The organism is Paucihalobacter sp., assembly GCF_036825875.1.
Lineage (GTDB): Bacteria > Bacteroidota > Bacteroidia > Flavobacteriales > Flavobacteriaceae > Paucihalobacter.
On sequence record NZ_DAISXK010000020.1, the window covers coordinates 1 to 15,355 of the forward strand.

Below are 15,355 nucleotides of genomic sequence, written 5' to 3' on the forward strand. Positions count from 1 at the left end.
CAAATTCTATTAATTTCGATGACCGCGCCTTTAAATACTGATAAGAATCTCGGGTTACCGCAACAATATCATGTTGGTCTAAATTAGGAATTGAGCCAATTTTACTAAATCGTTCGGTGATCGTTTGAAGTCTGTTGATGTCCTTTTCAATTTCTAACAGATATTCTTCGTTAACATTTTCGGATTTTAAAATTTCGTTCCATCCAACCAAGGAAGATAAAGGTGTACCAATTTGATGTGCTGTTTCCTTGGCCATGCCCGTCCAAAGTTTGTTTTGGTCGGCAATTTTGGTGCTTCGATAGAAAAAATAAGCAACTGCCGCAAACAGTACAATAATTAAAACTAAAGCCATTGGGTAGTACTTCAATTTATTCAGCAATGGCGAATTGCCGTAATATAAAGTAGACAAAACTTCATTGTCGTACTTAATTTCTATGGGTGTGTTTTCCTTTTTAAATTGTTGAATTAGATTAGAAATATAAATACTGTCTTGAGCTTTTTCTTCGTCTATATTGTTGAAATTAATCTCGCCTTTTTTACTCACGGTAATCATGGGCGTGGTTTTATTACTGGATAAAATTTTTATAGGAAGTTCACCAATATCGGTATCGGCATCTAAGTTTTTAGTGATGTCAATCTGCGCAAAAGACCAGTTTTCCATTTTAACGCGTTCTTCTGCCTTAAATTTTTGAAAAAACGAGTAGGTATTCCAAGAAATTAACGAAACTATTATTAGTGAAATTAAAACAAACGCGCTCCGGATAAAATTGCGGTTAATGCCTACAGCCATTATTGATGATTGGTTTTTGGTTTAAATATAACAGAATTATGTTAATATTATTATTTGTTTCTGTTGCTAAATTATTTTTAAGGCTATACTATATTAATTACATTTGTTGAAAATCGAAAATCTAATGATTTCTTTAGAACCTAAAGACCTTTCTACCGGAAGACTTCACGGCTATTTGCTGAGCGCTGTAGGACCAAGACCCATTGCTTTTGCAAGTACTGTCGATGCTAACGGCGTGCCTAATTTGTCACCCTTTAGTTACTTTAATGTATTTAGTTCCAATCCACCTATTTTAGTCTTTTCACCGGCACGTCGGGTTCGTGATAATACTACCAAACATACACTTGAAAATATTTTACAGCATAAAGAAGTGGTAATTAATAGTGTTAATTTCGATTTGGTGCAACAAATGTCATTAAGTAGCACCGAATACGATAAAGGCGTCAATGAGTTTGAAAAAGCTGGTTTAACCATGCTAAAATCGGATATGGTAAAACCATTTCGGGTGGCTGAAGCTCCAGTGCAATTTGAATGTAAGGTAAACGATGTAATTTCGCTGGGAACTGAAGGTGGCGCAGGGAATTTGATTATTTGCGAAGTGGTGAAATTTCACATTTCAGATGAAGTGCTTAACGAAGATCTAACCATTAATCAAGAGGCTTTAGATTTAGTTGCTCGCGCCGGTGGCAGTTATTACAGTAGAGCCAAAGCAGGTTTTTTTGAAATTCCTAAGCCTATAAAAAACATAGGAATTGGTGTAGATAGTATGCCTGAGCATATTAAAAACAGCATGATTTTAACAGGAAACGATTTAGGAATGCTTGGCAATGTAAGTGCGCTGCCAACCTTAGAAGAGATAAGCGCATTTGTTAAAGATGTGAGTACGCGCTATCCAAATATTTCAACCATGTCTCATAGAGAACGTCAAACCATTGCGCGCAACCACTTGAGTTTTGGTGATGTAGAAAGCGCATGGAAATTATTGTTGTCCGATAATGTAAAAGAATAAATAATAAATTTAAGTAAAGTAAACTAGTATGGAAGTTCAAGGAAAAGTAAAAATGATAGGAGAGACCCAAACTTTTGGAAGCAATGGGTTCAGAAAAAGAGAAATTGTAGTCACTACCGAGGAGCAATATCCACAAGATATCATGGTAGAATTTGTACAAGATAAAACCGACTTGCTCAATAATTATCAAGTTGGTCAAAGTGTAAAGGTTAGCATTAATTTACGTGGAAGAGAATGGACCAATCCGCAAGGCGAAGTCAAGTATTTCAACTCAATTCAAGGTTGGAGAATTGAAGCGCTGCAATCAGAAGGCTCAAGTCCTGAGATGCCACCAATGCCACCGGCCGATGCTTTTGAACCAGTGAGTAATATCAACGAGGACGAGCACGACGACCTGCCGTTTTAGTTAAAATAGAAAAGTCCCGTTTTTTAAACGGGACTTAATCTTGTGGTTTTAGGTTTGACCTTCATAAACAAACTCAAAAAGCAATGATGAACAAATTTTATCAACAAAGGTCATATCAAATATCTTTAAAAACTTTGTATTATCAAAGTAATGTTTAAACTTTAACGTCATAGAACCCACTATACCCCTATAGTCAGTTTAAATTATGAAGTTTTTAAGTGATGTCATACAATTTCCAAATCATAATGAGGCATCCGAGGATGGACTTTTAGCTGTTGGTGCTGATTTGTCACTAAAGCGACTGATATATGCCTATAGTATCGGTGTGTTTCCGTGGTTTGAAAATGAAGAACCCATTCTGTGGTGGTCTCCAGATCCGAGATTTGTACTGTTCCCAAATGAACTTAAGGTTAGTAAAAGTATGAAACAGTTTATGCGCATTTCTACATTTCAAATCACACAAAATAAAGCTTTTAGTGAGGTTGTTGATAACTGTTCGAAAGTTATGCGACCTGGACAAAGAGGTACGTGGATTACCCAAAACATGAAGTTAGCTTATAATGAACTTTATGAAGCAGGATTTGCAAAATCTGTCGAGGTTTGGGATCAAGAGCAATTAGTAGGCGGTATCTATGGGGTAGATTTAAATAATGGCGTTTTCTGCGGTGAAAGCATGTTTAGTTTAAAAAGCAATGCTAGTAAATTTGCTTTTACATCGCTGATCGAAAACGGTAGTTATAACTTAATCGATTGTCAAGTACACACCAATCATTTGGAGAGCTTGGGCGCAAGATTTATTTCCAGGCGTGATTATTTAAGGTATTTATTGCCTTAAACTTCGTGGTATCTAAAACAGTCTATTTCATGATCGTTAACCATGCCAGTGGCTTGCATGTGCGCATATACAATGGTTGAACCCACAAATTTAAATCCACGTTTTTTAAGATCTTTACTAAGAGCATCACTTATCTCCGTGGTAGGTGGTGCCGTTTTGTAATTGATAACTTTATTTTGAATAGGTTTACCATCAACGAATGCCCAAATGTACTTGCTAAAACTTCCAAACTCTTTTTGAATTTTTATAAAAGCTTGCGCGTTGGTTACTGCCGACTGTATTTTAAGCTTGTTCCTAATAATACCTGCATCTAACATTAGGCTATCCAATTTATGTTGATTATAATTCGCAATTTTTTGATGGTCAAAATCATCAAAAGCCAATCGAAAATTCTCTCGTTTTCTTAAAATGGTAATCCAACTCAATCCCGCTTGAAAGGTTTCGAGTAATAGAAACTCAAACAAAGTAGCATCGTCATAAACAGGCACACCCCATTCGTTGTCATGATAGGTTTCATATAGTTGGTCTCCTTCGCACCAGCCGCAGCGTTTTTTGGTCATGTTGCTTAAAGCGTTTTTTAATTTTATTGAGTTCCTATATTACCTAGTTTAATTCGGCTAAATAAATTATAAAAAATAAAATTCAGACGAGATTTTTTTATTATACAAGTAATTTATAGTTTTTTATATTCAGATGGTAGGTCAATTCCATATACCTTTTCCATGTACCAAAGTGGTGCTAATCCTTTTTCAGTACGTCTTTTATCAACATTTTCAATGTCCTTTATAGGAAATTGGTCAAATTGGCCCCAATAAAGACCATAGATCTGCTCTTTAGTATTAATTATTGATTTCTCTTCTTCAAACATGGTCCAAAAACTTTTTTTCATAGTGCCCTCGGCTATTTGTTCATCGATTTATGGTTTAAAAAAATTCCAAACATAATTACTTTTACCATAAGTTCCGCGTTGATGCCATAATATAATCCAGCCTTTGTTTTGCCAGCCGTAATCTTTAGTAATTTCAATTAACCTTTTTATGTTTAACGAATCAATTCTCGCAATTTCCACGCATTCACTGCCATTGGTGCGATATTCTTGATTTACTGCATATAAACTATCTATTTCTTTATAAATTTCGGGATGTTTCAAATTATTAAAAAACTCTGATATATGGTCTTCGTACTCACTTTCAATGTCGGCAAACATTTTCTCATGTCTAAAATTGTCAAACTCTTTAAAATTAAAAAATTAATCTTTTAACGCATTTCTGTGTTGTATCGATGCAATGAACAATTGTTTTGCTTTATCTAATTTGCCCAAGTTTAAGGCAGCCGCAGTTGGATAAAAATAAATTGAAACATCTTCCTTAGGTCTTAAATTTATTGCTTTTTCAAAATTCATGAGCGCTTTTTCAAATTCCTTATCTTTAAATTGGAGCATCGCTGTTCTATCTAATTCATCGTATTTTTCAAAACTATTTTGGCTACTGGAACAGGCTAGAGTTTAGAACAGAAATAATGTTAATATTATTTTCATAGTTTATAATCAAATTGAATGAAACAAGTATTGAAATACAGAGTATTTAGTTTTGGATTTCGAACAAATATAAATATATTTAAATCTGAACTATTCAATAACTTATGATAAAATTAAATTTAAAAATTGTATATTTACAATATAGATAGCGTAATTATACAATTATGAGTGTTGAAAAAAAATCCAAAGATTCCAACAGAGAAAAAATAGGTATTAAATCTAGAGTTGCCAGAAAATCTAGAAATCTAAGTATTCCTGCAAAATTTACTCCATATTGGGTGGTTTTGAATGCGAAAGACGCACAGGGAAACAAGATAGAATTAATAAGTCGCATTCGTGCAGGTGTTAAAAAGGCAGACTGGAAGCAATTTATCACTTACATTGGTTCTACGGAGAAGGAGTTTGAAAATATTCTGCCATCGTCCATAAGTAGTATGCAAAAAAAGACCGTTTACGGAAAAGAAACCTCAGAGCGAATCTACGAATTGGCGAGGTTATTTGGATTAGGTTACGAGGTTTTTGATACGAAAGAAGATTTTAAGAATTGGTTAATGACACCATTAAAAACCTTAGGAAACAGAATTCCTTTCGAATTGCTTGACAATAGTTTTGGATTTGAAATGGTAGAAAATGAAATTGTTAGAATACAATATAATGTTTACAGCTGATGATTGTTTACAGAGTTGCCAATGTTAAATATAAAGAAGCAACACTTTCAGGAATAGGAGCTGAAAAAGTTGGAGGAAGATGGAACAAAGTTGGAACGCGTGCAGTGTATTGTTCAGAAAATATATCGTTGGCTTTACTAAAATACTATATTCATTCTGAAAACATAGCATATTTACCTAAACATATACTGATTGCTGAAATTCAATTTCCGGACACCTTTATTATATCAGAATTGAACGAGCTTCCCGAAAAATGGTATCAATATCCATATCTTACAGAAACAACAAAAGTTTTTACGGAACTGTCAAAAGACCGCAATTTTTTTGCGCTTCGGGTGCCTTCAAGTATTGTTGGTCTGGAATCTAATATCATTTTAAATCCGCTTTATAAGGAGTTCGGAAAAGTTGAAGTAACTAGACTTATTGAATTACCAATTGATGATAGACTTAAGATAGGAATTCGTAAATAAGTTGTTTTCGAATAAAACTTTTTTCTATCATCTGAGATTTTTAACCATCGTTTTGTAAGAATTCAAAAAAAATCATACTAATGTGACTAAAGTCACTAATTGTTTAAAAAGAAGCAAATAACTTTGTATTCAAAATTTTATACTATGGAATTGGTAAAAACGTATAGTTCAAAAAACATCATATCAGAAAGCTTAAAAACAGCCTTAACTTATAAAGAATACACCCAACTCATCAACGATTTAGTAGCCATCGAAGCTAGCAGTGGCATAAATGCTACACCCGATTTGGTAGCATATACCAAACTCAACCAAAAACGTATGGCGCGTTGGGATAAAACAGTGAAAATTTCCGAGGATATACAGCAAAGAATAAACGCCTTTAATGGTAAAGTAACATGGTTGGTGCTTACCGAGTCTTGGTGTGGCGACGCCGCGCATGTACTGCCATTTATGAATAAAATTGCGGAATTAAACCCAAATATAAACTTGCAACTCGTTTTTAGAGATGAGCATCCAGAATTAATGGATCAATTTCTAACCAATGGTGCTAAATCAATTCCAAAACTTATTATGATAGATAATCTAAAGAATGAAGTTGTAAATACCTTCGGTCCAAGGCCAACAATAGCTACTGAAATGGTTGAAAATTTTAAAGCCACCCATGGTAAACTAACCGACGAATTTAAAGCAGAACTTCAAGCTTGGTATAATAGAGACAAGGGAGAAAACACAATTGCGGATTTGATAGACTTATTGGGAGTTTAATTTTTCCCTTTAAAATAAAAGGTAATAGTTCCTAATTGAGAACCTAAGTTCGCCTTATTAAATAATACGGCATTTGCATACTCTAATGCATGATCGGTTAAACATTGATTTTTTGTGGATGAGCTTTTGTTAATATAAGTATCAGTTACTTTGCCTTGGGAGTTTACGGTTATATTTACAACAATTTTTCCGCTTTCTTCGCATAAATAGCGCGGCGTATTATAGCTTAAAATGTTTCGGTCTTTTAATGAGAAGGTTAAGGTGCTATTTGCATTAACGTTTTTGGTAGATTTCGCGTTGCTTTTTAAATTTTTCAATAGGTCACTTACCGCATTAAAATCGCCTTGTTCCTCACTGGTAATGGCGTCTACACTTTTACTTCCGCCAGTTTCTGAATCGGTGAAATCGTTCGTTTCTAAATCGGTTTCTTCTGAATCGGTTTCGGCGTCAGTTTCTGTTTCAAAATCGCTGCGGTTGACGGTTTTGAAATTACGCATCATTTCTTTAAACGCGTCGTCTTCATCAAATGCCGAATTTGTTGTGGGTAGGGTTTGGTCTAGCTTTGGAAGATTTTTTTCATCTTCAATGGGTTGTGGCGTTATGTCGAAATAACTTTCTGCTATTTGCTCGTCTTTCAGCTTAATTTCAACTAAATACATAGACATCACTACCATTGCAGAAAGCAACAATGTAATAAGCATTGCTATGTGTTTATTGGAAAGGGTCACAATACTATATACGTGTATTTTTGAAATTTAGACTAAAATAGCATAAATTCTAAAAATAGCGACACGCTACTGAGTTTTTCGGTTTGCCTAAATCCAAATCTTTTCCTGGTGAAATCTAAACCTAAATGCCATGAATTCTTGTAGTTGGCATCAAAAAGTTGTACGCCAGTGCCAACGCGGTAAAAAGTGCCTTCCTCAAAATGACGATTTACTGGAAGGAATCTTCCGTAACTTCCTCTCAAAAACACATTGTCGTCGTTGGCAATAATATTGTATTGAAAGCTAAGGTGAAGAGGTAAAAATTGTAGATTATTGGATGCGTGCCAATTGTATTCAACGTTAAAACCTAAAAGCGATCGTCTATCAAATTGATAGCCTAAAGTATTATTGACAAAAACCGAATTGGGAACAAATAATGTACCTGTACTTTCGTCAAAAACTTCGTAATCTTCGTTCACACCAATGGTGGTTGCTAATGATGGCTTGTAGAAAAATCCGCTGGTTTTTTCAATTTCTTGACTATTTAAAACATTGAAAAACATAAAACAAACTAAAGGGAATGGAATGTATTTCATGTATAACTCTTAGAGAAAATACAATATCAAAAACTATTCCAAGCTATCGATAAACCCATCAATGGTTTGTGCATTTTCAACCTTAAAATTGCCAATGCGGGTGCGTCTCAGTGAGGTTAAATGCGCGCCGGAATTTAGTGCAATACCAAAATCGTTCGCCAACGACCGGATATAGGTTCCTTTGCTGCAGGCAACTTTAAAATGAATGGTTGTAGCTTCAATTTTGCTGATTTCAAAAGATGAAATTGAAACGGTTCTTGATGCTATTTCAACTGCCTCACCCGCGCGGGCAAATTCATACAGTCGTTTGCCTTCTTTTTTAATTGCTGAAAAAACAGGTGGAAATTGCGCAATTTCACCAGTAAATTGCGCGGTGGTTTTATAAATTAATTCTTCAGTAATATGTTGGGTAGGATAAGTATTGTCAATCGCTGATTCTAAATCGTAGGATGGCGTTGTGCTTCCTAATTCAAAAGTGCCGGTATATTCTTTTTCCTGACCTTGATAGGTATCGATGTCCTTGGTTTTTTTCCCAGTACAAATCACCAATAAACCTGTTGCCAATGGATCCAAAGTACCAGCATGACCTACTTTTATTTTTTTAAGTTTGAAGGCACGTCTAATTTCCCATCTCATTTTATTTACTACTTGAAAGGAAGTCCAGTTTAAAGGTTTGTCAATAAGTAAAACTTGACCATTCTGATAGTCTTCAGCGTTTAACATAATCAGTTGAATAATGCATAAATAACGGCAATAATACCAACAATGGTGCAATAAAGGGCAAAATAACTCAATTTACTCTGTTTAACTAATCTGATCATCCAAGTACAGGCGAATAGTCCTGAAACAAAGGCGGCCGCAAATCCGAGGCATAACGGTATAAAGGTGGTGCTGTTGTAGCTTAAATCACCACTAAATATATCTTTTACAATTTTCCCGAAAATAAGTGGTACTACCATTAAAAATGAAAATCGCGCGGCTTTGGTTTTATCATTTCCTAATAATACTGATGTAGAGATGGTAGCGCCAGATCGAGAGATTCCCGGCAACATCGCGATGGCCTGAGAAATTCCAATGATAAAAGCATTCGAAAAACTCACCTCTTTACTAGTGTTTTTTGCTTTGTCTGCCAGTAATAACAATATAGCTGTTACAATGAGCATATAGCCAACTAGTAAAATATTATTTCCAAAAAGTTGTTCTAACTGTTTTTCAAATAACAAGCCAATAATAACAGCAGGCGTCATTGAGAGTGCAATTTTTGACAAAAATTTTAGGTCATCGTTCCATTCAAATTTCAAAATACCTTTTAAAATTTCAAAAATATCCTTTCTGAAAACTACAATGGTGCTAAGTGCGGTTGCAAAATGCAAAACGACTGTAAAAAGTAAGCTTTCCTCTGGCACAGCCTGATTGCCTAAAATAGCCTTGCCCAGTTCTAAATGTCCGCTAGAAGATACTGGTAAAAATTCGGTCAAACCTTGAACAACACCTAAAATTACGGCATCTATTATTTCCATAAATTATTCAGGATTGAAGCCAAAAACTTAGAGTTTGATTTAATTGTTGGCATTGTCTTCTTTGTTCGGATTTAGCAGAATAGCATATACCTGAATACCCAAGCCAATTAATACTAAAGTTGGTGCCAATCGAATACGTCTCCAGCTAAAAATAGCATCGTTAAAAACGTTAGGGTCATTACTGCCGCCGCCAGTCATTAAAATGAAGCCTAGTGCTATAAAACCTATCCCTATGAACATCCATTTATAATTTTTTTTACCGAAAACTACATTGGTTTTTGAAACTTCTTTTCGTTTTTTTTCTCCCATAACAAGTTGAAATATAAAAGAATTATAATATTATAAATTGCTTACCTTAATGCTTGCAAAGTAATGGTTTTATTTAAAACAGACGATATTAGTCCTTATAATTAATAATATAATTGATCGGTTTTTAAGTTTAAAAATCGTTGTGTTGCAATAAATGTACTCATCCATGTAATGATGATTCCTAACAAAAATATCCCAACAAACAATGCTACTAATAATAAAGGTTCGTTGAGTAATTGTAATTCCGGAAAACTTTGATTCAAATAATATAGTACAACTGCCATTGCTGCCAAGGCTAATAAGGCGCCAATTATTCCAAGCTGTACACTTTTATAAACAAAAGGTCTTCTAATAAAAGTTTTTGTGGCGCCTACCATTTGCATGGTTTTGATTATAAACCGCTTGGAGTACACCGCGAGTCTTATAGAGCTATTGATAAGTAACACCGCTATCAAAGTAAATAAAGCGCTGATAATGAGTACCCAAAAAGTGATTTTTTTAACGTTGTTATTCATGATGAATACCAAATCGTTATCGTATCGAATGTCCTCTACAAAGCTTTTAGTGGAAAGTTCTTCGGTTATTTCGTTTATAACATCATTGGTGACGAAATCGGCTTTTAAATAAACATCGATAGAATTTTGTAAGGGATTAAAACCTAAGTAATCCATAAAATCTTCCCCGTTTTCAGCCTTCATGATTTCGGCAGCTTCTTCTTTAGAAACATAGGTGGTTGATTTGGTGTAATCGGCCATGGCCAATCGCTTTTTAAGTTGGTCAACTTCTACCTCTTTTGCTGATTCATTCAAGTATATGGTCATTACCACCTGTTCCTTAAAATGGTCAGCAACTTTTTTCGCATTAAAAATAAACAAGCCTAGGCAACCTAATAAAAATAGCACTAAGGCAATGCTTACTACTACAGAAATATACGAGGAAACTAATTTTCGCTTTTGGTATTTGTCAAAAGAAGATGCCATAGAAATTGATTAACGGTGTAAAAATATAAAACAAATTGATTAAGCTATCTATAACGAGGTTTAAACTTTTAATAGTGTTATATTAAACTTAAATTTGCGCATTAAATTGTAAGTAGTGATGAAATACGATTTCAATAGAATTGAAAGAGACTGGCAGAAATACTGGGCAGATAACCAAACTTTTAAAGCCGAAAACAATTCGGATAAGCCCAAATATTATGTACTCGATATGTTTCCGTATCCCTCAGGTGCTGGTTTGCACGTCGGGCATCCGCTTGGCTATATAGCATCGGATATTTATGCGCGGTACAAACGCCACAAAGGCTTTAATGTGTTGCATCCGCAAGGTTATGATAGCTTTGGTTTACCTGCGGAGCAATATGCCATTCAAACCGGTCAGCACCCTGCTTTAACCACTGAAGAGAATATTCAAACCTATCGCCGTCAACTAGATCAAATTGGTTTTTCGTTTGATTGGAGTAGAGAGGTGCGCACCAGCGACCCAAATTATTACAAATGGACGCAGTGGATATTTATTCAATTGTTTGAATCGTGGTATAACAATAACAGCAATAAAGCCGAATCTATCGATACGCTCATTATAAAATTTGCTTCTGAAGGTAACGTCAATGTAAATGCTGTTTGCGACGATGATGTAGAATTATTTTCTGCAGAAGCATGGAACAGTTTTTCATCAGTTCAACAACAAGAAATTCTTTTAAAATATAGGTTGACATATTTAGCCGAAACTGAAGTGAACTGGTGCCCAGCATTAGGAACCGTTTTAGCCAACGATGAAATCATAAACGGCGTTTCTGAACGCGGTGGCCATCCAGTGATTCGAAAAAAAATGACCCAATGGAGTATGCGAATTTCCGCTTACGCCGAACGATTACTGCAAGGTTTAAATGACATCGACTGGACGGATGCTTTAAAAGAAAGCCAACGCTATTGGATTGGGAAATCGGTAGGAGCTTCCGTTTCATTCAACGTCATTGCGAGCAACGCGAAGCAATCTCCTATTTCAGAAAGACATGTTATCGATGTTTTCACCACCAGACCCGACACCATTTTCGGCGTGTCCTTTATGACCCTCGCTCCAGAACACGAGCTAGTTGCACAAATCACAACCGATGCCCAAAAAGCAGAAGTTGAAGCCTACATCGAAAAAACAGCAATGCGCAGTGAACGTGACCGTATGGCCGATGTGAAAACAATTTCTGGAGTCTTTACAGGAGCGTTTGCGGAGCACCCATTTACCAAAGAACCAATCCCCATTTGGATTGGCGATTATGTTTTGGCAGGTTATGGCACTGGCGCGGTAATGTCCGTGCCCTGCGGCGATGAACGTGATTATGCCTTTGCTAAGCATTTTAATATCCCGATTCCTAATATATTTGAAGGTGTTGATATTAGCGAAGCAGCCTTTTCGGATAAAGAAAAAACGGTGATAACCAACAGCGATTTTCTAAATGGTCTGGGTTATAAGGAAGCCACTAAAAAAGCCATTGAAGCTTTGGAATCTTTAGGACAAGGTAAAGGAAAAACCAATTACCGTTTGCGCGATGCTGTATTTTCACGTCAGCGATATTGGGGCGAACCATTCCCTGTGTATTATGTGAATGGGATGCCGCAAATGATTGAGGCGAAGCACTTACCCATAAAATTACCAGAAGTTGAAAAATACCTACCCACCGAAACCGGCGAACCACCATTTGGAAACGCAACCATTTGGGCTTGGGATACGGAACGCAATGAGGTTGTAGCAAATACAAACATTAATCACACAACAGTGTTTCCATTGGAATTGAACACCATGCCAGGTTGGGCAGGATCTTCTTGGTATTGGATGCGTTATATGGATGCGGACAACACCGATGAGTTTGCAGGAAAAGAGGCCTTAAATTATTGGGAGAACGTCGATTTATATATTGGCGGTAGCGAACATGCCACTGGACATTTACTGTATTCACGCTTTTGGAACAAGTTTTTAAAAGACCGCGGCTATGCACCTACGGAGGAACCCTTTAAAAAATTGATTAACCAAGGGATGATTTTGGGGACGAGTGCGTTTGTACTTGTTTTACTCTTGCAGGCAAAAACTGCTGTAAGCTTTGATAATAAGGAAGAAGACAAAGAAAGATTAAGGAAAGTAAGTAGTGCACCGAAAGTTCTAATAATAAAGAAGGAAGTATTCGACGAAATTAATTCATTTGGACATTCAAACACAGTTGATAATTGGATAAAAATAAATAATATAAGCCGAGATATTGTTGAGCTTTACTATTCCAAAGAAAATCTAATAAAATCTCACATCGATATTTCCTTGCTTGAGGGTACATCCGATGAAGTTAACAAGGAAAAATTAAGACTTTGGCAACCTCAGTTTTTAGGTGCACAATATTTGTCTCAAGAACCATATTTTGCGATTAGAGAAGCGGAAAAAATGTCCAAATCCAAATACAACGTTGTCAATCCCGACCAAATCTGTATCGATTACGGCGCGGATAGTTTGCGTCTCTACGAAATGTTTCTTGGACCTTTAGAGCAATACAAACCATGGAATACTGCTGGTATTACAGGTGTGCACGGCTTCCTAAAAAAATTATGGAAGTTGTATGTAGGTGAACACGGTGTTAATGTGAAGGAGGCAGCACCTTCAAAAGAGAGTTTGAAAACATTGCACAAAACCATTAAAAAAGTCACAGAGGATATTGAGAATTTTTCATTTAATACCACCGTGTCCACTTTTATGATTGCCGTAAACGAACTCACTGCTCAAAAATGCACCAGTAAAGAAATTTTAGAACCTTTGCTAATCCTCATTTCGCCTTATGCGCCGCATATTGCCGAGGAATTGTGGGCGCAGTTGGGCAATAGCACATCTATTTCAACAGCGCCTTTTCCCGAGTTTGATGCCCAGTTTTTGGTGGAAAGTACTAAAGAATATCCCATTTCCTTTAACGGAAAAATGCGATTTACGATGGAGTTACCCTTAGATTTAAGCAAAGAAGCCATTGAAGCAACCGTATTGGCGCACGAAAAAACACAAGAACAACTCCAAGGTCGCACGCCTAAAAAGGTAATTGTGGTACCAGGAAAAATAGTAAATATCGTTGGATAAGAATATTTTAGGAGCCAAGAATTGATAAAAAAATTAAACGCAAAATTTCATCATCTGACAAAATTTCTGAATGTAAATTTGGCTCATTTTTTGATAAGTTAGTATAATTTTAAACTGAATTAAATTTTAGATAAACATGTTTGGATATTATATTTTAATTGGAGCTATTGCTCTTGTTAGTTGGTTAGTAAGTAGTCAGTTAAAACGCAAATTTGCGCATTACTCAAAGGTGCAACTGCGCAACGGGATGAGCGGTCGTGAAATCGCTGAAAAAATGTTGTCTGATAACGGTATTTATGATGTTGAGGTAATTTCGACACCAGGTAAACTTACCGATCATTACAACCCAAAAAACAAAACCGTTAATTTAAGCGAGTCTGTGTATCACGAACGCAATGCGGCTGCGGCTGCTGTGGCGGCACACGAATGTGGTCATGCCGTGCAGCATGCACAAGCGTACAGTTGGTTACAGATGCGTTCTACCTTGGTGCCAATGGTTAGCGTGACTTCTGGTATGTCGCAGTGGTTGGTATTTGGTGGTTTAATTCTTGGTGCTGCTGCTGGTTTAGGTTTTGGATTTTGGATTGCAGTAGTTGGTTTGGTCTTTATGGCTTTTGCAACGATTTTCAGTTTGGTGACCTTACCAGTAGAATACGATGCCAGTAACCGTGCTCTGGCTTGGTTAAAAGCAAAAAATGTGGTGACGCCAGAAGAATATAAAGGATCGGCAGATGCTTTAAAATGGGCAGCCAGAACCTATTTAGTGGCTGCTATCGGCGCCTTAGCATCCTTGTTATACTGGGCCTTGCAAGTATTCGGCGGCAGAGATTAACACATTAAAAGTTTTTAAAATATTAAGATCTTTCATTATGAAAGGTCTTTTTTTTTGACCCTACTTTTATGGTTAATCTGTAGTGTTTGCTCAGAATATGAGTCTGTTAGAATTAGATTTACATCTGGTTAGCCGAAATGGTTGATAATCTATATACTAATTTGCCTATCTATCTGTTGGTCGAGCGAAATGAAAGTTTCGGTACGCGACACGCCAGAAATGGATTGAATATTTTTATTAAGCACTTCCATTAAATGGGCATTGTCACGGCAAAGTAGTTTTAAAAATATACTCCAATGTCCGGTGGTATAATGACATTCAAGTACTTCGGGTATTTTTTGAAGTTGTTTTACGGCTTCGGGATTGTTCATGGCTTTATCTAAATACACGCCAACATAAGCCATGGTGGTGTATCCTAAAATCGCTGGATTTATAATAAATTTCGAACCTGCGATAAGTCCTGATTTTTCTAACTTTCGTAAACGTTGGTGTATGGCAGCCCCAGAAATCCCCACTGAACGCGCGATCTCTAAAACTGGGGTACGCGCATCTTCCATCAAGGCACGGAGAATTTTTTTATCGATGCCGTCTATGATGATATGTTCGTTTTTAATTTTCATTTTGAAGTTGGTATTAAGAGTTTCGGTTTGCGTTAGGGATTGGAGCATTTGTTTGAGCTCTCTACCCAACCAAAGTTGGGTAGAAGCGAGTGCGAAAAGCCCGACCTCCAACTTTTTTGGAAGTTGGAGGTAACGCCCAAAAAATTTATTCGTTTATTTATTAATTAAAGTTTTAATTTGAAATTGA

20 protein-coding genes are annotated in these 15,355 nt (G+C 36.1%); 8 read left to right on the plus strand and 12 right to left on the minus strand.

Going from position 1 to position 15,355, the window contains the following annotated elements; genetic code table 11:
• Positions 1-790, minus strand: a 790-nt coding sequence (locus V7Z48_RS07420; RefSeq protein ID WP_334112771.1) for a histidine kinase dimerization/phospho-acceptor domain-containing protein, incomplete at its 3' end; no start/stop codon positions are given.
• Positions 791-914: 124 nt separating this feature from the next.
• On the opposite strand from V7Z48_RS07420, the gene V7Z48_RS07425 reads away from it, so the two are divergent.
• From V7Z48_RS07425 to aat, 3 genes are all read left to right on the plus strand, one after another.
• Positions 915-1,799, plus strand: coding sequence for a flavin reductase family protein (locus tag V7Z48_RS07425; protein ID WP_334112772.1), 885 nt, complete (start codon positions 915-917; stop codon positions 1,797-1,799).
• A gap of 28 nt (positions 1,800-1,827) precedes the next feature.
• On the plus strand, positions 1,828-2,205 hold the full coding sequence (locus tag V7Z48_RS07430) for a DUF3127 domain-containing protein (protein ID WP_334112773.1): 378 nt from the start codon (positions 1,828-1,830) through the stop codon (positions 2,203-2,205).
• 205 nt (positions 2,206-2,410) lie between these two features.
• Complete coding sequence (gene aat, locus V7Z48_RS07435) at positions 2,411-3,040, plus strand: leucyl/phenylalanyl-tRNA--protein transferase (RefSeq protein ID WP_334112774.1); 630 nt, start codon at positions 2,411-2,413, stop codon at positions 3,038-3,040.
• Here the strand turns inward: aat and V7Z48_RS07440 are convergent.
• The 4 genes from V7Z48_RS07440 to V7Z48_RS07455 all read right to left on the minus strand — a co-directional run bounded on the left by V7Z48_RS07440 (position 3,037) and on the right by V7Z48_RS07455 (position 4,481).
• Positions 3,037-3,600, minus strand: coding sequence for a DNA-3-methyladenine glycosylase I (locus V7Z48_RS07440; protein ID WP_334112775.1), 564 nt, complete (start codon positions 3,598-3,600; stop codon positions 3,037-3,039). The genes aat and V7Z48_RS07440 overlap by 4 nt on opposite strands.
• Before the next feature lie 113 nt (positions 3,601-3,713).
• Positions 3,714-3,908, minus strand: coding sequence for a hypothetical protein (locus tag V7Z48_RS07445; RefSeq protein ID WP_334112776.1), 195 nt, complete (start codon positions 3,906-3,908; stop codon positions 3,714-3,716).
• Positions 3,909-3,956: 48 nt separating this feature from the next.
• Positions 3,957-4,247, minus strand: coding sequence for a hypothetical protein (locus tag V7Z48_RS07450; protein ID WP_334112777.1), 291 nt, complete (start codon positions 4,245-4,247; stop codon positions 3,957-3,959).
• A 42-nt stretch (positions 4,248-4,289) separates the two neighbouring features.
• Positions 4,290-4,481 (minus strand): hypothetical protein, encoded by a 192-nt coding sequence (locus V7Z48_RS07455; RefSeq protein ID WP_334112778.1) that lies wholly within the window; start codon positions 4,479-4,481, stop codon positions 4,290-4,292.
• Positions 4,482-4,741: 260 nt separating this feature from the next.
• Between V7Z48_RS07455 and V7Z48_RS07460 the strand changes: the two genes are divergently transcribed.
• The 3 genes from V7Z48_RS07460 (at position 4,742) to V7Z48_RS07470 (ending at position 6,480) form a co-directional block, all read left to right on the plus strand.
• The gene (locus tag V7Z48_RS07460; protein WP_334112779.1) at positions 4,742-5,245 is read left to right on the plus strand and encodes an MbcA/ParS/Xre antitoxin family protein; all 504 of its coding nucleotides are present in this window, start codon (positions 4,742-4,744) and stop codon (positions 5,243-5,245) included.
• Entirely contained in the window at positions 5,245-5,715 is a 471-nt protein-coding gene (locus V7Z48_RS07465) for an RES family NAD+ phosphorylase (RefSeq protein ID WP_334112780.1), read from the plus strand. Before V7Z48_RS07460 ends, V7Z48_RS07465 begins: the two co-directional genes overlap by 1 nt.
• Positions 5,716-5,859: 144 nt before the next feature.
• Positions 5,860-6,480 carry a thioredoxin family protein gene (locus V7Z48_RS07470; protein ID WP_334112781.1) on the plus strand — a complete coding sequence of 207 codons (621 nt, stop codon included), beginning with the start codon at positions 5,860-5,862 and terminating at the stop codon, positions 6,478-6,480.
• Here the strand turns inward: V7Z48_RS07470 and V7Z48_RS07475 are convergent.
• From V7Z48_RS07475 to V7Z48_RS07500, 6 genes are all read right to left on the minus strand, one after another.
• Complete coding sequence (locus V7Z48_RS07475; protein WP_334112782.1) at positions 6,477-7,181, minus strand: hypothetical protein; 705 nt, start codon at positions 7,179-7,181, stop codon at positions 6,477-6,479. The two genes, V7Z48_RS07470 and V7Z48_RS07475, sit on opposite strands and share 4 nt — an antisense overlap.
• Positions 7,182-7,240: 59 nt before the next feature.
• A complete protein-coding gene (locus V7Z48_RS07480; RefSeq protein WP_334112783.1) occupies positions 7,241-7,783 on the minus strand; it encodes a hypothetical protein in 543 nt (180 codons plus the stop codon).
• A 33-nt stretch (positions 7,784-7,816) separates the two neighbouring features.
• Positions 7,817-8,506 (minus strand): tRNA pseudouridine(55) synthase TruB, encoded by a 690-nt coding sequence (gene truB, locus V7Z48_RS07485; RefSeq protein WP_334112784.1) that lies wholly within the window; start codon positions 8,504-8,506, stop codon positions 7,817-7,819.
• Positions 8,507-8,508: 2 nt separating this feature from the next.
• On the minus strand, positions 8,509-9,303 hold the full coding sequence (locus tag V7Z48_RS07490; RefSeq protein WP_334112785.1) for an undecaprenyl-diphosphate phosphatase: 795 nt from the start codon (positions 9,301-9,303) through the stop codon (positions 8,509-8,511).
• Between the two features lie 39 nt (positions 9,304-9,342).
• Positions 9,343-9,612 carry a DUF3098 domain-containing protein gene (locus tag V7Z48_RS07495; protein WP_334112786.1) on the minus strand — a complete coding sequence of 90 codons (270 nt, stop codon included), beginning with the start codon at positions 9,610-9,612 and terminating at the stop codon, positions 9,343-9,345.
• Positions 9,613-9,713: 101 nt separating this feature from the next.
• Positions 9,714-10,592 (minus strand): cell division protein FtsX, encoded by an 879-nt coding sequence (locus V7Z48_RS07500; RefSeq protein ID WP_334112787.1) that lies wholly within the window; start codon positions 10,590-10,592, stop codon positions 9,714-9,716.
• Positions 10,593-10,710: 118 nt separating this feature from the next.
• Between V7Z48_RS07500 and V7Z48_RS07505 the strand changes: the two genes are divergently transcribed.
• Both V7Z48_RS07505 and V7Z48_RS07510 read left to right on the plus strand, forming a co-directional pair.
• Entirely contained in the window at positions 10,711-13,716 is a 3,006-nt protein-coding gene (locus tag V7Z48_RS07505; RefSeq protein WP_334112788.1) for a leucine--tRNA ligase, read from the plus strand.
• Between the two features lie 136 nt (positions 13,717-13,852).
• A complete protein-coding gene (locus V7Z48_RS07510; protein WP_334112789.1) occupies positions 13,853-14,548 on the plus strand; it encodes a zinc metallopeptidase in 696 nt (231 codons plus the stop codon).
• 149 nt (positions 14,549-14,697) lie between these two features.
• Here V7Z48_RS07510 and V7Z48_RS07515 read toward each other — a convergent pair whose 3' ends face one another.
• Positions 14,698-15,168, minus strand: a complete 471-nt coding sequence (locus V7Z48_RS07515; RefSeq protein ID WP_334112820.1) for an Lrp/AsnC ligand binding domain-containing protein — start codon at positions 15,166-15,168, stop codon at positions 14,698-14,700.
• Between the last annotated feature and the right edge of the window lie 187 nt (positions 15,169-15,355).